Origin of the sequence: Citrobacter portucalensis (genome assembly GCF_002042885.1) — a bacterium.
GTDB classification, from domain to species: domain Bacteria; phylum Pseudomonadota; class Gammaproteobacteria; order Enterobacterales; family Enterobacteriaceae; genus Citrobacter; species Citrobacter portucalensis.
Genome location: NZ_MVFY01000002.1, coordinates 209,679 through 230,559, shown reverse-complemented (window position 1 = coordinate 230,559; position 20,881 = coordinate 209,679). Strand labels below are relative to the sequence as shown.

The 20,881-nt window shown below is 53.8% G+C and carries 12 protein-coding genes and 3 tRNA genes; 6 read left to right on the top strand and 9 right to left on the bottom strand.

What is annotated here, in order from left to right; genetic code table 11:
* Window positions 1-12: 12 nt before the first annotated feature.
* Both gcvA and BZK40_RS03855 read right to left on the bottom strand, forming a co-directional pair.
* Entirely contained in the window at window positions 13-930 is a 918-nt protein-coding gene (gene gcvA / locus BZK40_RS03860) for a glycine cleavage system transcriptional regulator GcvA (RefSeq protein ID WP_003034035.1), read from the bottom strand.
* A 365-nt stretch (window positions 931-1,295) separates the two neighbouring features.
* A complete protein-coding gene (locus BZK40_RS03855; RefSeq protein WP_003825635.1) occupies window positions 1,296-1,523 on the bottom strand; it encodes a YgdI/YgdR family lipoprotein in 228 nt (75 codons plus the stop codon).
* A 192-nt stretch (window positions 1,524-1,715) separates the two neighbouring features.
* Here BZK40_RS03855 and csdA point away from each other — a divergent pair, with 192 nt between their 5' ends.
* Complete coding sequence (gene csdA / locus BZK40_RS03850) at window positions 1,716-2,921, top strand: cysteine desulfurase CsdA (RefSeq protein WP_079934184.1); 1,206 nt, start codon at window positions 1,716-1,718, stop codon at window positions 2,919-2,921.
* Entirely contained in the window at window positions 2,921-3,367 is a 447-nt protein-coding gene (csdE, locus tag BZK40_RS03845) for a cysteine desulfurase sulfur acceptor subunit CsdE (RefSeq protein ID WP_079934183.1), read from the top strand. Before csdA ends, csdE begins: the two co-directional genes overlap by 1 nt.
* A 77-nt stretch (window positions 3,368-3,444) precedes the next feature.
* Here csdE and tcdA read toward each other — a convergent pair whose 3' ends face one another.
* Both tcdA and mltA read right to left on the bottom strand, forming a co-directional pair.
* Window positions 3,445-4,251, bottom strand: a complete 807-nt coding sequence (gene tcdA / locus BZK40_RS03840) for a tRNA cyclic N6-threonylcarbamoyladenosine(37) synthase TcdA (RefSeq protein WP_003825630.1) — start codon at window positions 4,249-4,251, stop codon at window positions 3,445-3,447.
* Between the two features lie 108 nt (window positions 4,252-4,359).
* A complete protein-coding gene (gene mltA / locus BZK40_RS03835) occupies window positions 4,360-5,457 on the bottom strand; it encodes a murein transglycosylase A (protein WP_008785702.1) in 1,098 nt (365 codons plus the stop codon).
* A gap of 205 nt (window positions 5,458-5,662) precedes the next feature.
* Here mltA and BZK40_RS03830 point away from each other — a divergent pair.
* From BZK40_RS03830 to BZK40_RS03820, 3 genes are all read left to right on the top strand, one after another.
* Window positions 5,663-5,739: transfer RNA gene (locus BZK40_RS03830), tRNA-Met, on the top strand.
* A gap of 152 nt (window positions 5,740-5,891) precedes the next feature.
* A tRNA-Met gene (locus BZK40_RS03825) sits at window positions 5,892-5,968 on the top strand.
* 33 nt (window positions 5,969-6,001) lie between these two features.
* Window positions 6,002-6,078 (top strand) — tRNA-Met (locus BZK40_RS03820).
* Between the two features lie 74 nt (window positions 6,079-6,152).
* Here BZK40_RS03820 and amiC read toward each other — a convergent pair.
* Window positions 6,153-7,406 carry an N-acetylmuramoyl-L-alanine amidase AmiC gene (gene amiC, locus BZK40_RS03815; RefSeq protein ID WP_079934182.1) on the bottom strand — a complete coding sequence of 418 codons (1,254 nt, stop codon included), beginning with the start codon at window positions 7,404-7,406 and terminating at the stop codon, window positions 6,153-6,155.
* 235 nt (window positions 7,407-7,641) lie between these two features.
* Between amiC and argA the strand changes: the two genes are divergently transcribed.
* Window positions 7,642-8,973 carry an amino-acid N-acetyltransferase gene (gene argA, locus BZK40_RS03810; RefSeq protein ID WP_079934181.1) on the top strand — a complete coding sequence of 444 codons (1,332 nt, stop codon included), beginning with the start codon at window positions 7,642-7,644 and terminating at the stop codon, window positions 8,971-8,973.
* Window positions 8,974-9,070: 97 nt separating this feature from the next.
* Here argA and recD read toward each other — a convergent pair whose 3' ends face one another.
* The 4 genes from recD to recC all read right to left on the bottom strand — a co-directional run bounded on the left by recD (window position 9,071) and on the right by recC (window position 20,871).
* Window positions 9,071-10,900 (bottom strand): exodeoxyribonuclease V subunit alpha, encoded by a 1,830-nt coding sequence (recD, locus tag BZK40_RS03805; RefSeq protein WP_048215633.1) that lies wholly within the window; start codon window positions 10,898-10,900, stop codon window positions 9,071-9,073.
* On the bottom strand, window positions 10,897-14,442 hold the full coding sequence (gene recB, locus BZK40_RS03800) for an exodeoxyribonuclease V subunit beta (RefSeq protein ID WP_071446054.1): 3,546 nt from the start codon (window positions 14,440-14,442) through the stop codon (window positions 10,897-10,899). Before recB ends, recD begins: the two co-directional genes overlap by 4 nt.
* A complete protein-coding gene (gene ptrA, locus BZK40_RS03795) occupies window positions 14,435-17,323 on the bottom strand; it encodes a pitrilysin (RefSeq protein WP_032944851.1) in 2,889 nt (962 codons plus the stop codon). Before ptrA ends, recB begins: the two co-directional genes overlap by 8 nt.
* A 179-nt stretch (window positions 17,324-17,502) precedes the next feature.
* Window positions 17,503-20,871, bottom strand: a complete 3,369-nt coding sequence (recC, locus tag BZK40_RS03790) for an exodeoxyribonuclease V subunit gamma (RefSeq protein WP_079934180.1) — start codon at window positions 20,869-20,871, stop codon at window positions 17,503-17,505.
* Between the last annotated feature and the right edge of the window lie 10 nt (window positions 20,872-20,881).

Sequence of the window (20,881 nt, the reverse complement as noted above, 5' to 3'; positions counted from 1 at the left end):
ACCCTACGTAAATTATTGTTCATAACGAAAGCGGAATTTTTCTTGTTCCGTGGCCGCTTTCGCCAGAATCCACTGACGGAAGGCGGCTATTTTACCCAGTTCTGCCTGACTGTCATGACAAACCAGATAAAATGCGTTTTTGCTGACCAGAACATCGTTAAACGGACAGACCAGACGTCCGGCTTCAATTTCGGACTGCGCCATGACGTTGTTAGCCAGCGCGATCCCCTGTCCATGGATTGCAGCCTGTAGCACCATGGCGCTATGGCTGAAGATAGGTCCCTGCTGCACGTTGATATGATTCAGGCCAAGCTGGCGCGTATAGGCTTGCCAGTCTCGTCGCGACGCATCATGCAATAAAGTGTGTTTTGCCAGGTCGTCCGGTGTCTTTAGCGGTTTATCACCGGTAAGCAACAGCGGAGAGCAGACCGGCAATAAATATTCTGCGTACAATTTTTCAACGCGCAGACCCGGCCAGTTGCCGCGTCCGTAGAAAATCGCCACATCAACATCATCAGCCAGTTTGTCTTCCTGACGGTCCACCGCCTGGATCCTGACATCGATTCCCGGATAAGCTGAGTTAAAGCTAGAGAGTCTGGGCACCAGCCATTGGATCGCAAAACTGGGCAATAAACTAACGGTAAGCGCACCTTTTGCACTGCGTGCCTGAAGTTTACGCGTCGCGTCGGTTAATTGCGAAAAAATCTCTTTAATGTCGAGAAAGTAGCTTTGACCTTCTTCCGTTAACAGCAAAGATCGATTGCGTCGACGAAACAGTTTTAGCCCCAAAAAATCCTCAAGTGACTTGATTTGGTGACTTACTGCGGCCTGCGTCACAAAAAGCTCTTCTGCTGCGCGAGTAAAGCTTAAATGACGCGCTGCAGCATCAAAAACACGTAACGCATTTAAGGGTGGTAATCGTTTTGACATGACTTTTAGGCTTTGATGTTAAATGAATTTAACAATTAGCTAACAGGCTGTAACCTATTAGTTTTTTTTATCTGAGCCATTATAAATTGTCCGTTGAGGTTCTACCAGCAAATACCTATAGTGGCGGCACTTCCTGAAGCCGGAACGAAAAGTTTTATCGGAATGCGTGTTCTGGTGGGCTTTTGGCTTACGGTTGTGATGTTGTGTTGTTGTGTTTGCAATTGGTCTGCGATTCAGACCATGGTAGCAAAGCTACCCTTTTTCACTTCCTGTACATTTACCCTGTCTGTCCATAGTGATTAATGTAGCACCGCCAAATTGCGGTGCTTTTTTTTGTCCACATTTCGTCGATGGCCGACCGGCTGTTATTGCTCCAGTTCTACCATCTCTTTCACGTCAGTGCGGTTAATCTGCTGTTTGTTGCCGTTAGCGTCTTTATACGAAATCATCCCCGTCTCATTATCGGTCTGTGGTTTACCATCAGCTACGATTGATCGGCCATCATTGGTGTGCATCACGTAATTCGAACCAGAACAGGCGCTCAGGGCAAAAGTCAGCATACAGGCAGAAATTATGGCGGCAGTCTTTTTCATCTTCTTCTCCTTAAAGCGATTTATGCTATTAAAAACATACTCCGTAACAGGCAAAATTGTTCGCCTAACGCTATTTAGCATAAGACACTGAACGGACTTTGCCAGGATATCCAGAGTATTCCGATGGTTAGCACAACCCTTGTATCAATGCCCTTTTTGCGCCACGATCGGTTTACTGAACTGAGGAATACCATGAACGCTTTTAACCCCGCGCAGTTTCGCGCACAATTTCCCGCACTCAACGATGCTGGCGTCTATCTCGACAGCGCTGCTACGGCGCTGAAGCCACAGGCAGTCATTGAGGCTACCCATCAGTTTTATAGCCTGAGTGCCGGGAACGTCCATCGCAGCCAGTTTGCTGAAGCCCAGCGCCTGACCGCACGCTATGAAGCCGCGCGGGAAAAAGTCGCACACCTGATTAATGCGTCGGATGACAAAACCATCGTCTGGACCCGCGGCACAACGGAAGCGATCAACATGGTTGCCCAAAGCTATGCGCGTCCACGCCTTCAACCGGGTGATGAGATTATCGTTAGCGCAGCGGAACATCACGCCAACCTCGTTCCCTGGCTGATGGTCGCGGAGCAAACGGGGGCTAAGGTTGTCAAACTCCCACTCACCCCCCATTTATTGCCAGACGTTGAGCGCCTCACGCAGCTCATCACCCCGCGCAGCCGCATTCTGGCGCTCGGGCAAATGTCGAACGTCACCGGTGGCTGCCCGGATCTGGTCCGCGCCATTACGCTCGCCCATGCGGCTGGCATGGTGGTGATGGTTGATGGTGCCCAGGGGATTGTGCATTACCCTGCCGATGTACAGCAATTGGATATTGATTTCTATGCGTTTTCAGGCCACAAGCTATATGGCCCCACCGGTATTGGCGTGCTGTACGGTAAGCCGGAACTGCTGGAAGCCATGTCTCCCTGGCTTGGGGGCGGTAAGATGATTAGCGAAGTCAGTTTTGACGGTTTCACCACTAAGCCCGCACCATGGAAGCTGGAAGCCGGTACGCCTAACGTTGCAGGCGTTATCGGGCTAAGCGCGGCGCTCGAATGGCTGGCGGACGTCGACGTTGCGCAGGCCGAAAACTGGAGCCGGGGTCTGGCGACGCTGGCAGAAGATGCCCTGGCGAAACGCCCTGGCTTTCGTTCCTTCCGCTGCCAGGACTCCAGTCTGTTAGCCTTTGATTTCGCGGGTGTTCATCACAGTGATATGGTCACTCTATTGGCCGAATATGGCATTGCGCTGCGCGCGGGGCAACACTGCGCACAACCGCTGCTGGCGGAACTTGGCGTATCCGGAACACTACGCGCCTCATTTGCCCCTTATAATACCCAAAGCGATGTGGATGCGTTGGTCGCAGCCGTCGACCGCGCGCTTGAAATATTGGTGGATTAATGACAAGACCTCAGTTCGCCGGACACCCGTTTGGCACAACCGTAACCGAAGAGACGTTACGCAATACCTTTATCCCGCTTACTCAGTGGGAAGATAAATATCGCCAGCTGATTCTGCTGGGTAAGCAGTTGCCGGCGCTCCCGGATGCGCTAAAGGCGCAGGCCAAAGAAATTGCGGGCTGCGAAAACCGCGTCTGGCTGGGGCATACTTTTAATGAGAATGGCACTCTGCATTTCTTCGGCGACAGCGAAGGTCGAATAGTACGCGGACTGTTGGCGGTATTACTCACCGCGGTCGAAGGTAAAACGGCAGCCGAGTTACTGGCGCGTTCGCCGATGGCGTTATTTGATGAACTGGGTTTACGCGCGCAGCTCAGCGCCTCGCGTAGCCAGGGACTACATGCTCTGAACGAGGCGATTCTCGAGGCGGCCCAGAAAGCCGGATGACGACGCTGATACGTCTTATCCGGCCTACAACACTGCACGAACCGTAGGTCGGATAAGCGTAGCGACATCCGACACAATCAGGCCTGACGCGCGGCCTTCGCCATCATCTTCTTCAGCGCATGGGAGACAGCAACAAAGCCAAAGGTGGCTGTCACCATGGTGGCCGCGCCAAACCCGGACGCGCAATCCATACGCTTCGGCCCTTCCGCCGTCGCTTTCATCGCACATACCGAGCCATCTGCCTGCGGGTAAACCAGCGCTTCGGTCGAGAACACGCAGTCCACGCCCAGCTTGCCTTTACTGTTTTTCACCACGCCAAAATCGCTTTTCAGCCGCTCACGTAGCTTGGCCGCCAGCGGATCCTGGATGGTTTTTGCCAAATCAACGACCTGAATCTGGGTAGGATCGATCTGTCCGCCCGCACCACCGGTGGTCACCAGCGGAATTTTGTTACGCCGACAGTACGCGATCAGTGCCGCTTTTGGGCGCACGCTATCAATCGCATCGATGACGTACGAAAATCCCGCATTCATATATTCAGCAACGTTATCTGGCGTAACAAAATCATCGACCACGTTCACCCGGCACTCCGGGTTAATCTGTCGGATACGCTCCGCCATCACTTCAGCTTTTGCCAGACCGACGTTATCACGCAGCGCATGGATCTGGCGGTTTGTATTGGTGACGCACACATCATCCATATCGATGAGTGTGATAGCGCCAATACCGGTTCGCGCCAGCGCTTCCGCCGCCCATGACCCTACTCCACCAATCCCAACAACGCAAACGTGTGATTGGGCAAACAGCTGCAACGCATTTTCGCCATACAGACGTGCCGTACCGCCAAAACGTTGGCGCCAGGCATCGCTAATAACCACAGACATAGAACCTCAAATTCATTAATACCGAGCAGTCTGACTGCCTGATGTCGGCTACGCCTTATCAGGCCTACTCAATAATGTAGGCTTGATAAGCGAAGTGCCATCCCGCCATTAACCGCTGAACACGTTACCCGCACCCGGCGCTGTTTTTAGCACCCATACGCGACCGTAGTGATTATACCACCCGGCACGGTGTCCGGCGTCAGCGCCAATACCCTGATAGATGTCGAAGTGTTGCCCTTTAATAGCCCCACCCACATCTAACGCCACCATCAGGCGCAGTTCGTACTGGCCGGTAAACTTGCCGTTATTGTCCAGTAACGGGACTTCCGCCAGTAACGTTGTGCCCGCAGGAATGATACTACGGTCAGAAGCTACGGACGCGCGGCCAATCAGCGGCACCGCGCTGGCCCCTTTCACCGGAGCAAAAGATTGCGGTTTAAAGAAGACAAACGATGGGTTCTGCTCCAGCAACTCACGCACTTCGGCTTCGCTGTGCGTTTCACCCCAGTGGCGAATAGCCTGCATCGACATATCTTCTTTTTTCACTTCGCCACGGTCGATAAGCACTTTACCGATACTGCGATAGGCGTGGCCGTTTTTCCCGGCATAGCTAAAGAAGTTGAGCGGGCTGCCATCGCCAAAATCGATGTAACCACTGCCCTGAACATCCATAATGAAGTTATCCATCAGGGAGTTGCTGTATGCCAGAATATAATTGTCGCTTAGCGCGCCCGCGTAGATCTCGGCACGAGAGGGTAAGCGCCCACGTTTTGGCGGCATGCGATAGATAGGATACTGAAACTCGCCCTGGCGCGTATGGCGCGCCTGGATAACCGGTGTGTAGTAACCGGTAAACTGGACGTTACCGTAGTTGTCCGCCCCTTCCATTTGCCAGGCATCAATACCAAACTGGCGCATACTGCGCGTATCACCGCCCGCACGTAACCATTGCTGGATAGCGTTGTAGACGTCGCTCTGGTTGCCGTACAAACGTGGCGAAGCGCTGCGAATTTGATTAACCTGCTCGGCGAAATCACCGGCATTGATTGGCGCGCCAACCGCATCAGGCTGGTTCACCAGTGAGAAAGGCTGGGTAAATTTCCCGTCTTTATACTGCTGCCCACGATCGGTGGGTTTTGAGGAACACGCGGCGAGCATCGCGACTACAGCTCCCGCCAGAAGATATTTTGCCCAACGTCCTTTCATTGTTCTCGTCTTATGTTGCCTGAATGCGAGACGAAGATAACAAACCCCCGAACCTAATGAAATGCGTATACATACCCGAACGCAAATTTTGAGCAAAAAATAATCCAGAATGCGTTGTTTTTGTTCATTTTCACCCTAAAAACGTGATCAAGGTGAAAAAAGGGTTGCATGAAAATGCGAGCAGAGTATAGTGCGCATCCACGGACGCGGGGTGGAGCAGCCTGGTAGCTCGTCGGGCTCATAACCCGAAGGTCGTCAGTTCAAATCTGGCCCCCGCAACCAATTAAAATTTGATGTAAGATTTTTGCAAAGTAGTTCGAATCACAGCAAGGCGGCGACGCAGTGAATCCTTAGGAACATACTCCAGTAAGTGACTGAGGTGAACGAGGAAAGCCAACGCTGATGTGGTTTGAAATACGAAGCAAAAAGACGGACGCGGGGTGGAGCAGCCTGGTAGCTCGTCGGGCTCATAACCCGAAGGTCGTCAGTTCAAATCTGGCCCCCGCAACCAATCAAATTTGATAAAATATAAGCAGTACGGTGACGCGGGGTGGAGCAGCCTGGTAGCTCGTCGGGCTCATAACCCGAAGGTCGTCGGTTCAAATCCGGCCCCCGCAACCAACACATTAAACACCTTAACGGGTGTTTTTTTGTTTCTGCCGCCCATAAAAAAAGCGCTTTTCAGCGCTTTTTTGTTATCCCCTTCTCGCCAGCGTCGCCCCATCGGCAAAGTAGGCTTTAATCCCTGCCAGAATCGACTCTGCAACTTCCTGCTGGAAGGTCGCCGTTTTGAGTTTGCGCTCTTCCTCAACGTTACTGATAAATGCCGTTTCGACCAGAATAGACGGGATATCCGGCGCTTTTAGTACCGCAAACCCGGCCTGTTCAACCTGGTTCTTGTGCAGATTGTTGATTTTGCCAAGCTTGTTCAATACCGCTTTACCAAACTTCAGGCTGTCGGCGATGGTCAGCGACTGCACCATGTCGAACATGGTGTGGTCGACGTAGCGGTCACCGCTCTTACTGACGCCACCAATGAGATCCGAGGCGTTCTGGGTCTGCGCCAGATATTTCGCGGCGGTACTTGTCGCGCCTTTGGTCGAGAGCGCAAACACCGACGAACCGCAGGGTTGTCGACTGGTAAAGGCATCAGCGTGAATAGAGACAAACAGGTCAGCACGCTGCTTCTGCGCTTTCGCCACGCGGACTTTAAGCGGAATGAAAATATCTTCATTTCGTGTCATAAAGACCTTCATGTTGCCCTCTTTCTCTATGAGGGCTCGCAGGCGGCGGGCAATCTGCAGCACCACATCCTTTTCACGCGTCTTGTATTTCCCCACCGCACCGGAGTCTTCTCCGCCGTGGCCTGGATCGAGCATAATGACAATGGGACGATCGCGCCCCGCTTTACCCGGCTGCGGGCCACTTTGTGCAGGTGGCACCTGTTTATCCAGATCGCCCTTGTTGTAATCTTCCAGCAATGCCAGCAGCGGATCCTGAACGTCCTGGGCATTCGCGGGATAGAGATCCATCACCAGACGTTCTTTAAAGCCTGCCACCGGAGCCAGAGCAAAAAGTTGCGGCTTCACATTCTGTTTCAGCTCGAACACCATCCGCACGGTCTTTGGATCAAACTGACCAACGCGCGCCGACTTAATATACGGATCGTCAGGACGAATCTGCGTCCCAATGCCCTTGAGCACCGAGTTCAAATTAACGTCTTCAATATCCACAACCACACGCTCAGGATTACTCAGGGCAAACTGTTTGTATTTCAGCAGACGGTTAGATTCTACCGTGACGCGAGTGTAGCTGGACGCAGGCCAGATACGTACGGCAACGACCTGACTCACGGCCGCCAGACCCACCTGGCTGACGCTCAAAAGCCACATAGCACCCGCACCTTTCAATAAACGGCGGCGACTGATTGCTGAATTGGATCCCGACATGCTTCTCCCGAGCAAAAGAAATCTTTTTTAGAGGTAATACGTAAAACGTCCGAATTGACCGGAAACTTTAGCGAATGACGCATAATCTGTCATCTATAAAAGGGTAAACATTCTTTTTATATTCACGGCATTACTGAGAAAAATCTTCGGCATGGGTAAAAATTACGCTTGCGCACAGCGCAAAAACAGAATAAAAATACACAAATTACGAATAATCATGCAATGAGGGTGTGCCGTGGTGAAGGAGCGTAGAACCGAACTGGTACAGGGATTCCGCCATTCTGTTCCCTATATCAATACCCATCGGGGAAAAACGTTTGTCATTATGCTGGGCGGCGAAGCTATCGAGCATGAAAACTTTTCCAGTATCGTCAATGACATTGGGCTTCTTCATAGCCTCGGCATCCGCCTGGTCGTGGTCTATGGCGCACGACCGCAGATTGATGCCAATCTTGCGGCGCATCATCATGAGCCGGTGTACCACAAAAATACGCGCGTTACCGACGCTAAAACGCTGGAGCTGGTCAAACAGGCTGCGGGTTTACTTCAGCTTGATATTACCGCCCGCCTGTCGATGAGCCTGAATAATACGCCATTGCAGGGTGCTCACATCAATGTGGTCAGCGGTAATTTTATTATCTCTCAGCCGCTGGGCGTTGATGACGGCGTAGATTACTGCCATAGCGGGCGTATTCGTCGTATTGATGAAGAGGCCATTCACCGCCAGTTAGACAGCGGCGCAATTGTGCTGATGGGCCCGGTCGCCGTTTCCGTCACCGGTGAGAGCTTTAACCTGACGTCAGAAGAGGTCGCCACGCAGTTGGCTATCAAACTGAAGGCCGAGAAAATGATCGGCTTTTGCTCCTCTCAGGGTGTCACCAACGATGACGGCGATATTATTTCCGAGCTGTTTCCTAACGAAGCTCAGGCTCGCGTTGAGTTGCAGGAAGAGAAAGGCGATTACAGCTCCGGCACGGTGCGCTTCCTGCGTGGGGCAGTGAAGGCCTGTCGCAGTGGCGTACGCCGTTGCCATCTGATCAGCTATCAGGAAGATGGTGCATTGCTGCAGGAACTGTTCTCCCGCGACGGGATCGGTACGCAGATCGTAATGGAAAGCGCCGAGCAGATCCGTCGCGCTACCATTAACGATATCGGCGGGATTCTGGAGCTTATCCGCCCGCTGGAGCAGCAAGGTATTCTGGTGCGCCGCTCGCGCGAGCAGTTGGAAATGGAGATCGACAAATTCACGATTATTCAGCGTGATAACCTGACCATCGCCTGTGCCGCTCTGTACCCTTTCCCGGAAGAGAGGATTGGCGAAATGGCGTGTGTAGCAGTGCATCCGGACTACCGTAGCTCGTCACGCGGGGAAGTGTTGCTGGAACGAATCGCCGCGCAGGCCCGGCAAATGGGGTTGAGCAAGCTGTTTGTGTTAACCACACGCAGCATCCACTGGTTCCAGGAGCGCGGCTTCACGCCGGTGGATATCGACCTGCTGCCGGAAAGCAAGAAAGAGATGTACAACTATCAGCGGCGGTCAAAAGTGCTGATGGCGGATTTGGGGTAAGAGTCGTTGCCGGATGCGGCATAACAGCCTTATCCGGCCTACATCGCTGGCACATCTTTTTTAGGCCGGATGGCGCTGACGCTTATCCGGCCTACATCTACATCATGCCGTCATTAAATAATGCTGACAGTCCGCTGCGACGTTCGGTACGGGTGGCAATGGCGCGGCTCAATATCCGCTCATCGGCATACAGCGACAGGCGGCGACGCGCGCGGGTAACGGCGGTATAGACCAGCTCGCGGGTAACCACGGGTGAATGCTGGCTGGGTAAAATCAACGCCGCGTGGTCAAACTCAGATCCCTGCGATTTGTGCACCGTCATCGCCCAGGTGGTTTCATGTTCAGGCAAACGGCTGGGCTGCACCGATTTGATAGAACCATCCGGCAGCGCAAACCACACCCTCAGGCCCTGTCCACGGTCGAGGGCAATGCCGATATCACCGTTAAATAATCCCAGCGAACTGTCATTGCGCGCGATCATCACCGGCCTTCCCTCATACCAGCGGCTATGCGTCGAACGATGAATTTTACGTTTTTGCGCCATCACCTGCTCAATGCGTTCATTCAAACCACTAACGCCAAACGGACCTTCCCGCAGGGCGCATAGCAGTTGATACTCATTGAAGGCCTGAATGACAGCCCCCGGCTCCGCACCCTCGTGCAACAAATCCAGGTAGTGCCCATATCCCGCCAGCGCCTCATCCAGCATCGCGGCATAATCCTCGCTGCTGTGTAGCGTGCTTTTTTCGATGTCGCTAAATCCCTGCTGGAACACCGTTTTTATCGCAGTTTTGTCGCCGCGATTAATTGCCGCAGCCAACTGACCGATTCCGGAATCGCTGCCGAAACGGTAGCTCTTTTGCAGCAGGCACAGACTGTCGCGCAACGCTGCTGCCTGAATTCCCGAACCGGCAGGAATAGCGCTCCCGGTCAGGCGACTGAGCTGGCGGGCGCGTTCCGGGGTAAACCCGTCACCAACGAAAGCACAGATATCCCCCAGCACGGCCCCCGCTTCGACGGAAGCGAGCTGGTCGCGATCGCCCAGAAAAATCACCCGTCCGTGCGGCGGCAGCGCATCGATAAGGCGCGACATCATCGGCAAATCAATCATCGAGGCTTCATCCACCACCAGCACATCCAAATGCAGCGGGTTTCCCGCATGATGACGCAGGCGCTGACTGCCAGGCTGAGCGCCTAATAATCGATGCAGCGTACTGGCGTCATCGGGGATGCGTTTCTTTTGCTCATCGGTTAGCGGTAGTTCTCGTAGCGCCGCGCCTAGTGAGGCGGTCAGGCGCGCAGCCGCTTTTCCCGTTGGCGCCGCCAGTCGAATACGACAGCGCTCACCGTCTGCCATTTGAATCAACGCCGCCAGCAGCCTTGCGACCGTTGTCGTTTTTCCCGTCCCCGGTCCGCCTGAGATCACCGATATCCGGCGGGTGAGCGCAACAGCAGCGGCTACTTTTTGCCAGTTAACCCCCTCCGATGGCGGAAACAGCGCCGCCAGCGTGTGGGTCAGCCGTTGTTCATCCACTTCAATGGCGTGGTTCACTTCACTGAAAAAGCGAGCTACCGTACGTTCGTTGTGCCACATCCGGTTCAGATACAAGCGATCGCCGTACAGCACCAGCGGCGTGGGTTGCTCGCCACGGCTTACCGCACTGGAAGCCAGCAGACATTCCGCCCAGTCTTCTGGCTCGCCCGTTTCAGCGAGCCAGGCGCTTAACAGAGGATGCGCGTCCTCGCTCAGAGATAACCGTGAAAGCGGTAAGCAGACGTGCCCTTCTCCCGCTTCACGACTGAGCAACGCCGCAGCCAGCGCAACGGCAGGGTTGTCACTTCCGGCAACCGCCAGCGCGAACTGAGCATCCAGAGGCCGGAGCTGTTTTTGCTCAACAGCCTCCAGAAATCGTTTCTGGATTGTCATAGCATCGTCTCCTGCACCGCACCGGCAAACATCTCGTCCATCAACGCAATCAACTCTCCGTCAGGTCGGGTCGCGTAAATTCCCTGCTGCGGATTTTCACTGTCAACGCCGCGCAGGAAGAGATAGATAACGCCGCCAAAATGGCGTTCATAATCGTAATCAGCAATGCGATGGCGTAAGTAGCGATGCAGCGCGAGGGTATAAAGTTGGTATTGAAGGTCGTAGCGATGCGCCTGCATGGCAGAGGCCATTGCCTGCTGCGTATAGGCGGAGCTGTCTTCACCCAGCCAGTTCGATTTGTAATCGAGCAGGTAATAACGCCCCTGGTGGCGAAATACCAGGTCAATAAAGCCTTTCAGCATGCCGCGAACCTGCATAAAGTCCAACGCAGGGCACCCCGCCGAGAGCGGATCGTATTGGCGAATTAACGCATCAAGCTGGTTGGCCATCAACGGCTGCGAAATCGGCAGATAAAACTCCATCTCCACCTGTTTTTCACGCGCGGATAGCTGGCTCAAACTCACGCCCGTCTCGTTGAGAGGCGCCTGCAAAATGGCGGCCAGCCATTCGGTCAAAACTGGCGTCCAGTGTGCGTCATAACCGCCCAACGCCAGTTGCTCCTCGACCCAATGCGGATCCACCGGTTGCGTAAAATCGAGATTTTCAAACAGGCTATGCAAGAACGTACCCGGCGAAGCGCCACGCGGGAACTGGTGCGGTGTGAGTCCTGGTTCTTCAATAACCTCACCGACGCCTGCGGCATCGATATCCAGTCTTGGGATCAGATCCTGCGCGATACCCTGTCCACGCTGTTGCAAACCGGAATAACTGGTCACGCGCCAGCTATCACCGGGCTTACGCTGCAGTATTTTCGCACTCAGTTCGCTGCTAACAGCCTGCGCAACCTGCCAGGGTTCACCGTCAGGCTGCGCGGGAGTCTGGCAAGCAATATCGTTGCTACAAAGCGCTTCAATCGCGCTACGCAGACCCACGGCATCCATCGGCTCACCTTTTTGCAACAGGCGACCAAGCGCGCTCTGATGCACATCGGTATCCCCTTTTTTATCGCCCCGACGTCGTACCAACGGCGCAACGCCAAGGCTGCAATGCCATACCGAACGGGTTAGCGCGACATACAGCAAACGCAGATCTTCCGCCAGACGCTCTGCTTCGGCTAGCTCAACGCTCTCCTCAGCATCGCTGAGATCCAGCACGGCTTCAAAAGAGCTACGATCGTGGTAGAAAGCCTGATCCTGAACGCGGAAATTGGTGATAAACGGCAGCCAGACCAGCGGATACTCCAGCCCTTTCGATTTATGGATGGTGACGATTTTGACCAGATGCTTGTCGCTTTCCAGCCTGAGCTGCTGGCTGGACGCGTTGCTGTCGGGTTCAAGAATATGCTGGGACAACCAGCGCACCAGCGCATGCTCGCTTTCCAGCTGCGAGCCCGCTTCCTGCAACAGTTCGCTGATATGTAAAATGTCGGTCAGTCGACGTTCGCCTCCCGCCGTCGCCAGCAGGTTCTCTGCAATCTGGCGAGCCGTCATCAGCGCACGTAGCATCGGCATCACGCCGCGTTTATGCCAGATCTGACGATAGCCGTCGAATTCTTCGACCACCGCATCCCAGGCATTCTCGTCGGTATTTAACGCTTCAATATCCTGCGCATTCAGACCCATCATTGAGGTCGCCAGCGCGCTACGCAACGTGTTCTCACGTTCCGGCGTCATCACCGCCTGCAGCACCCATAGCAACTCCTGCGCTTCCAGCGTTTCAAATACGCTGTCACGGTTGGAGAGGTAGACAGAGGGAATGGCCAGTTGCGTCAGCGCATCACGGACCAGCGCCGCCTCCTGGCGGCTTCGCACCAGTACGCTGATATCTGACGCGCGTACCGGGCTGGATGCTTTGCCACTGACCAGTTGCGCTGCGCCAGAATGCCCGGCCTTAAGCCAGTCGCGAATTTGTGTGGCGCACACCTGGGCCATGTAGCTCTGATAATCGCCTACGCCGCAACTTTCTCCTTCCATCAGCCACATACTCATAGCTGGCTGCGTTTCGCCGTGCAAAACAAACCGTAACGCCTGGTTTTTTTCTGCGGATTTTACCGGGCTGAAAGGGATTTCGCGGAACATAAAGGCGTCGTCCATCTGGCTGAAAAGCGTATTCACGCTATTGACCATGCCGGGGGCCGAACGCCAGTTGGTATCAAGCGTATAGTGTGCGCTGACTTCGCTGCGCGCCTTCATATAGGTGAAGATATCCGCGCCGCGAAACGCGTAAATTGCCTGTTTCGGATCACCAATTAGCAGCAGTGCGGTATCCGGCTGATGCTGCCAGATCCGACGAAAAATACGGTACTGCTGCGGATCGGTATCCTGGAATTCATCGATCATGGCGACCGGAAAACGAGTACGAATAGCCGTCGCCAGCGCATCGCCGCTTTCACTGCGCAACGCCGCATCCAGACGGCTGAGCATATCGTCAAAACCCAGCTCGCCGCGGCGACGTTTTTCCTCGGCAACTGCCGAGCGGATCTCCGCCAGCGCCCGGGTGATCACCAGATCGCGGAGAGTTAACGGTTCGCTAAGCAGTTCATCAATAGCGACAAACAGCGGGTGCTGAGGGGTTATCCCGCCCGCTTTGGTTCGCTCTTCCAGAAAACGCTGTGAGAATTTCTCCAGCGCGTCAGGAAGCTGGTAACTTTGTGTTTCTTCCTGCGCCCACGCGCTGATCTTTTCGATCCACTTGCCCTGATTACCGCGATTAAATTTACGCCGGTCAATTCCGGAGGCTTCCATCAGGCCATCCAGCTCATCAACAGAATCACGCCATTGCTGCTTGATCTGGTTAATGCGTGCGAGAATTTGTTCATGCCGGGCGGCCAGCGTTTCGTCATCAGACGGTGGCGCCTTGATAACCGGCGCTTCCCCCTGCAGATAGCGATCGATATCTCTCAACAGCGCTTGCGGTCCTTTCCACGTTTCAAAAACCACCTGCGCAATGTCGCGGGGCAGCGGGTAGCAGTGCCGACGCCAGAAGTCCGCACAGGCCTGATAGCGCAGCAGCGATTCATCTTCTATCAGCTGCTGTTCGAACAGCATGCCTGACTCAAAGGCATTGAGACTGAGCATACGCTGACAAAAGCCGTGGATGGTAAACACCGCCGCTTCATCCATCTGTCTTTCAGCCAATAGCAGCCACTGCGCGGCCTGTTTTTTATCGGCAATTTCATCTAACAAACGGGCATATAGCGGGTTGTCGGTGGTTTCACGCAGGCAGGCAATTCGCAGTTCATGAATATTGCTACGAATTCGACCACGCAACTCTTCGGTAGCCGCCTCGGTGAAGGTGACCACCAGTAGTTCTTCGACGGTCAGAGGACGAGGAAAGGCGGCAGAGCCGCCCAGTCCAAGCAGTAAACGTAAATACAGGGCGGCGATGGTAAAGGTTTTACCGGTGCCCGCAGAGGCTTCAATCAGACGCTCGCCCGTCAGGGGCAAGCGCAGTGGATCAAGGGACTCAGCGGCATCATTCATTCTTATCACTCATCAGGGGTAAGGTTTGCTGCAACGCGCTGACGGTCTGCCACACTTTCCAGCCTTCCGGGTGCACATATTCTGCTTTCCCATTCTGACTGCCGGAAACCTGTGACAATATCGCCATGCCTTGCGGCTCAACCACCGCCTGATGGAAGAAGTCGGCAAGTTTTTGCGGCGTCAGCAGTTTAATCTGAGCCACTATTTTATCACGTGAATCGAAGCGCATATTGCCGCGATCAAAATCTTTGCTTAACTGTGAGGCTTCTGCCCCCAGCGTTTGCGGCGCCTGCAGCATTTGCGCAATAATCGCCTGCTGAATTTGCGCGAACTCTTCAGGTTTCATCGCCCGCAGCTTCGCTTCCGCCGTCGGGAAGAACGCTTTATAACGCTCCCAGAGGTAAGACGGCTGCTTATCACTGCTTTGCAGCAGGAACCCCATTCCCCACTGACGGCCAACACTCATCGGGAAAGCAAATACGGCGTAGCCTAACTGTTCTTCAGTACGCAGCTGATTGTAGAACCACGGCTGAACAATCTGACCTAACATAGCGCTGTAGGCTGAACTGGCGTATTCATCGTATCCGGTTGGCACAAATACCGCCGCCAGCGCTGAATCCGTGCTGCTGCCTGCTTTTTCAAAGATGACGGACTGCTTCTTGTCCACAACCACATCTTTGTTGCGACACCACTGTGACCCGTTCGCACCAAGCTGTTTTTGGATATCCCGCGCCATGCTCGTTGTCTGAGCTTCGCTCATATTGCCAATGACCAGGAATTCAGGTCGCGCACCGGTTTTTAAAGCGTCGCGGTAGGTCATCACCTCTTTCAGGGTGATGGAAGGCAGCAGCTTACGGCGCTCGTCGCGGGAGAAGTACGGCACCTGAGAAAGCATCTGCACCGGCATAATAGCCTGATCGTAAGCTTTACCCTTTTCTGCGGAATCCATCATCTGGGCATACCAGGATTTCGCCTGTTCCAGCTGTTCGTCCGTTGAGGTATAGCTGAAATAGCCACTCAGCAGCGCCTGAAAAAGCTGCGGCAGACGTTGAGTGTAGCCGTTGGCGTTAAGCATCAACCCATTGTTAGCGTTGGTAGAGAAACCAATTCCACCTACCGATGCCTGGTTACTTAACTGATCGAGCGCAATCCCTGCCAGGTAATCGTTCAGGGCGAATAAGACCTGGTTGCGGGCGCTGTCCATGGCTTTCGGGTTACGCAGGATCACGCTGACGTCAGCCTTCGGCTCGCTGGCAAAATACTGGCTCGGGGCATACACCACGCGTAAATCCGGCTCATCAACAATCAGCTCTGGGTGAGCGTATTTTTTATCCGTCTTAATCAGCGTGAAATCATCCGGAATGTAGGGGTTCAACTCCGGTAACGACAGCGCAATGCCCTGCGCTTTTTGCTGCCAGTCGGCAAAGGTTTTGTCGCTGATTTTATCCACCTGGTAAGGCGCATCGACAAAATAAGCGGTTTTATTATGCGGCTCTTTCGCGCTGATATACCAGATACGCGCATTCTGCGGCGTCATCATTGCCAGACGTTGCTCAACGGCTTTCGCATCGTACTGGTCAGCAATATTCACCGCATCCAGCGTATGCTCGACGGGAACGCGGATCATGGTATCAGCCAGCCATTCCACGTAGTCCATATCACGGGTGATGGAGGGATAACGGAAATCGAGATCCAGCACGTGCGCCAGCTCGTCAAAATAGCGTTTATCGACACCTTTCTCGCGTAACAAATTGAGGTAGCTAAAGATTGCCGCGACAACTTCATCGCGGTTCGCCAGCCCCTTGTCGGTTAACGTCGCGGAAATGGCTAATACGCCGCTGTTCCCGTTGACCACCGGATCGGAGTCTGCGCGAATACCTTCAACCAGGCCCTGCTTTTGCAGCCAGTCAGACAACGTGCCCGGGCTACGATTGCCAATCAGGTAGGTCACCAGTTCATCGGTTTTACTGCGGAACTGCGCGCTGTTGTTATCGATACGAAACTCGACGCGCAATACTTTACGCGGCATTGCCGGAACATAGTGGATGATGATGCCCTTTTGCGCATCAGTGACGACCGGGACGGTAATCTCAGGCTTTGCGATATTCCTGTTCGGTACGCGCCCAAAGGTGTCAGCCGCTATCCGCGCCAGCTCTGGCAGCGGTTTATTGCTATAAATCACCGCCTTCATCAGGTTCGCAGAGTAGTACTTTTCATGAAATTTTTGTAATGCTTGCAGCACCGGGTTACCCGGTTTATCGCTTAATGTCTCAAGATTCCCGCCAGAGAAACGCGAACCTGGGTGCGCCGGGTTGATCGTCTCAGCGCTCACCTGCGCCATACGCATCCCGTCTCGGGTACGCGCCAGTGTCAGCTCGGAGTTAACCGCGTTACGCTCGCGGTCAGCATATTTTTTATCCAGCAATGGATCGGCAATAGCATCCGCCAGGCGATCCACCGCCCCCACCAGCGCGTCGTTTTCGACTTCAAGATAGAAGGCCGTACGATAAGGCGCAGTGCTGGCATTGTGGCTACCGCCGTGCATTTTCAGGAATTCAGCCAGGCTGTCCGGCTGTGGGTATTTTTTCGAGCCCATCAGACACATGTGTTCGAGATAGTGCGCCAGCCCCTGATGATCGTCCGGATCTTCCAGCGAGCCCACGGGGACTACCAGTGCAGAAAGGGATTTCACGGCCTGAGGATCGGATACCAGCAGCACAACCATGCCGTTATCAAGGCGCACGGCCTGATACTGACGGGTGTCTTTATCGCTTTTACGGATGGTTTCAGCTAAAGGCTGCCAACCGGTATCTGCCTGACTTACGGGAACCCAAAGGGCGACGAACAACAGTAATGCGCTGAACCAGGTGCTGCGGGGCATTCACAAACCTCATCATTAACGAATTCACCTGTTCACTACAAACCACGCATAAATACATGATCTGAACAGGGCAAGACTATGTGCTGAACGAGCCAGCATCTTCTCTTTGTAAGAATCAGTCCGTGACAGAATGCGCATCATAGTGGAAGCCATCGAATTGCGCAATTTTTATACAATCATCATGACTGATTAAAGCGAAAAATCGGTAACAGGTAGCGCTGAGACTGTAAAACAATAGCCTCCAGCGTATCAGCATCCAGTTGACGCCAAAGACGCTGATACCAGATATCATCACCTTCGCCACGTACCATCATGTTGCCTTCATAGGCTTGCAGAAACTTACTACGCGCTTTTTGCAACGTTGCATCGTCATCTAACATGGCATCATTTGCGGCGTCATAACAGGTTTTTATCCATGCACCGCCGCTTTCGGGTAATACCAGCAATGGTGACGACATGCCTTCCCGATACCCCTCAATGAGTTGCGACAGGTACAGCAACGCCTGTTCTGCATCCAGCGGCGGAAAACGCCATTCTCCGTCTTTACGCAGGAACAATCGGCTCTCTCCCCTACCGCCACTGGCACAATAGACAAGATGTTCCAGCCAAAGTTGCACACCCTGCGCAATGCTTATCAAAGATGGGCGCCAGCGCAACAAACCGTCTTCTTGCACCTGCGGCAGCCAGCCGGTGATTTGCACGCCGTGACAGTTAAGATCGATTTCCATGCTCTGACAGGGCTGACGACAGGCGATAATGCGTTCAGCCAGTGACTGCATTTCCTGACGCTGCGTATCCCACAGAATTTCGCCAAACGGCCCATAGGGTAGCGCGCCCGCCGCACGAAAACGGCGGAACAGTCGTTCAGCATCGTTCTCTTCAACCAGCGTATTAAGCAATTGCTGATTAAGCTGGTAGCGGGTTAACCCTTCAAGAGTGAAAGGTTCCGTATCCGGGATCTCACTCTCTTCAGAGCGGAAGTTGACCCTTAAACGCATCTGGAAAAAGGCGCGTACCGGATGTGCCCAAAATCGCTGCAGCGTTTCCAGCGTTAGCGTTTCTGGCATTTCAAAGGGAAGAGGCTGCACAAAATCCGTGTGCGCTTTTCCTGACAGACTCGCCGCAGGCAGCCATTCCCGGGCATAGCTTTGCTGTTCGCCCGGCAAATAGTTTTGTGCATCAAAGGGCATACGGGTATGCAAACGGGTTATATGCGCTTTTACCCTTGCCTCGCTTTGATCACAGGTCAACGATTCATCGCCCGGCAGATAATGGCTTTGTCCAATGTAGTCCATCAGTTCTTGCACCAGCACCGACGGGAAGCGCTCGCTGTTATCCTGAATAGAGCGGCCAATGTAGCTGATGTAGAGCGTCTGCTGTGCCGAGATTAATGCTTCGAGGAACAAATAGCGGTCATCATCGCGACGACTGCGGTCACCCCGCATCGGTTTTTGGCTCATTAAATCAAAGCCCAGCGGCGCAAGCTGACGCGGATAAACCCCATCGTTCATACCCAGCAGGCACACCACTTTGAACGGAATGGAGCGCATCGGCATCAGCGTACAAATGTTAACGGGCCCCGCCAGGAAGCGCTGGCTGATGCGTTCCTGGTCAAGGCGCTGGGCTAGCTCATCACGCAACAGAGAGAGCGGTATAGCATCGCCGTACTCGGCCCCTAAACCTTCGGTAATAATGGCCTGCCACTGCTGTTCAATCAGCGTCATTGCAGCTTCGGTGTCCGCGTCCGGTAGGAAGAAATCATTAAGCATTTCCCGACAAACAGGTAGCCACTCTTCCAGCGGTCGTTCCTGCGCTAACCCTCTACGCCAGAGATTAAGCTGCATCAGCAACGAGGCCAGATGCCCTACCAGCTCGGCAATCAGGCCGCTGGACTCATCGTAAGGCAATACCGATTGCCACTCGCCCTGCGAGCTTTCCATCGCGTAGCCGAGCAGCATACGCGTTAAACCAAATTGCCAGGTATGCTGACCTGTAGGTGGAAGTTCCAGTTCACGCACGTTATCGTCGTCAATTCCCCAACGAATCCCGGATTCATTGACCCATAAGCGAAGATAGCGCAACCCTTCTTCATCAATGTTGAAACGCGCCGCCAGCACGGGAACATCCAGTAACGCCAGGACATCCTCTGAGACAAAACGGCTATCCGGCAGCGACAGCAGGCTGATAAAGGCCTGTAAGACGGGATGAGACTGGCGTGCCCGACGGTCAGATATTGCATAAGGTAAGTAACGCTCGGCTGGCGCGCTACCAAAGACCGACTGAATGAATGGGCTGTAGCTGTCGATGTCCGCCACCATCACAATAATATCGCGCGGCGTCAGCGTTGGGTCCGCTTCCAGCATGGCCAACAGCCGGTCATGAAGAATTTCCACCTCGCGCTGTGGGCTATGGCAGACATGGAAAGTCACACTGGTGTCGTTCAGCTCAAGCCGGCGTTTATTGTCGCTACGGGAATATTCTTCCAGCGTAACGCCCGCCACGGCATTACTTTCGAGTTCCAGAATATCTGATTGAATATTATGCAAAAGGTTGTCAGGCGTAATATCGACAAACGCATCCAGTTCCTGACTGTTTTCCAGCTCCGAAAGCAAATAAATGTAATCACGCCCCAGCTTGCCCCACGAGGCCAGCATCGGGTTGCCCACATCCTGTTCGCCATCGCTGTTAAATAATCCTTCGGCTTTCTGGTTATCACGAAACAGCGGCAGATGCCGTTCTTCAAAGCTGTGCCGACGCTGACGAGCCATCAGCTTCGCCAGCCAGGCAGGATCTTTAATGTCGCCCCAATAGTAGCGACAAGGGTTGGTAAACAGCAGATGAATATCAATATGCTTACCCAACGCCTGCAAGGCCTGCAGGTAAACCGGCGGTAGCGCCGAAATTCCGCAAATAAAGACGCGAGAAGGCAGCCCCTGCGGACATTCAGACGCATTTTCCAGGGTCTGAATAAATCGTTGGTATAAATTGGCACGATGCCAGCGCGGCTGGCCCAATTCCGCGGTGTATTCCACCAGCGCTTTCCACAACGGTGCCTGCCAGGCCTGAGACTCGCCGAGTCCCTCAACCAGTCGCCCCGATTCCCACTGGGTCAACCAATCAGGGCGGTAGACTAAATACTGGTCGAAAAGGTCAGCCGCGCGCGAGGAAAGCTGAAAAAGCTTACGTTTATCAGTATCGTCCGTCAGATAGTGGCGTAGCAATGCGAAGTCATCGCTATCCAGCAATTGTGGCAACAGCGTCATCAACTTCCAGCTCATACTCTGTTTGCTGAACGCACTCTCTTTCGGGATATCCGGCAGCACGCGCACAAACATATCCCAGATAAAACTCGCGGGCAGCGGAAAATCGATATTGGCGGCAATACTAAACTTCTGTGCAAGAGTCATTTGTAGCCACTGCGCCATACCGGTACTTTGAACCAGGATCATCTCAGGTTCAAAGGGGTCGTCCAGCCGCTCGCGCTCAACGATAAATTCCATTAACGCTTCCAGCACATCCAGACGGTTGGAGTGGTAGACCCTTAACATAGCGACTCCT

Excerpts from the sequence above, each read along its gene's own strand:
- gcvA (WP_003034035.1), bottom strand. The coding sequence starts at position 930 with ATGTCAAAACGATTACCACCCTTAAATGCGTTACGTGTTTTTGATGCT.
- recB (WP_071446054.1), bottom strand. The coding sequence starts at position 14,442 with ATGAATGATGCCGCTGAGTCCCTTGATCCACTGCGCTTGCCCCTGACG.
- BZK40_RS03855 (WP_003825635.1), bottom strand. The coding sequence starts at position 1,523 with ATGAAAAAGACTGCCGCCATAATTTCTGCCTGTATGCTGACTTTTGCC.
- tcdA (WP_003825630.1), bottom strand. The coding sequence starts at position 4,251 with ATGTCTGTGGTTATTAGCGATGCCTGGCGCCAACGTTTTGGCGGTACG.
- csdE (WP_079934183.1), top strand. The coding sequence starts at position 2,921 with ATGACAAGACCTCAGTTCGCCGGACACCCGTTTGGCACAACCGTAACC.
- recC (WP_079934180.1), bottom strand. The coding sequence starts at position 20,871 with ATGTTAAGGGTCTACCACTCCAACCGTCTGGATGTGCTGGAAGCGTTA.
- csdA (WP_079934184.1), top strand. The coding sequence starts at position 1,716 with ATGAACGCTTTTAACCCCGCGCAGTTTCGCGCACAATTTCCCGCACTC.
- ptrA (WP_032944851.1), bottom strand. The coding sequence starts at position 17,323 with ATGCCCCGCAGCACCTGGTTCAGCGCATTACTGTTGTTCGTCGCCCTT.
- mltA (WP_008785702.1), bottom strand. The coding sequence starts at position 5,457 with ATGAAAGGACGTTGGGCAAAATATCTTCTGGCGGGAGCTGTAGTCGCG.
- recD (WP_048215633.1), bottom strand. The coding sequence starts at position 10,900 with ATGACAATCCAGAAACGATTTCTGGAGGCTGTTGAGCAAAAACAGCTC.
- amiC (WP_079934182.1), bottom strand. The coding sequence starts at position 7,406 with ATGTCGGGATCCAATTCAGCAATCAGTCGCCGCCGTTTATTGAAAGGT.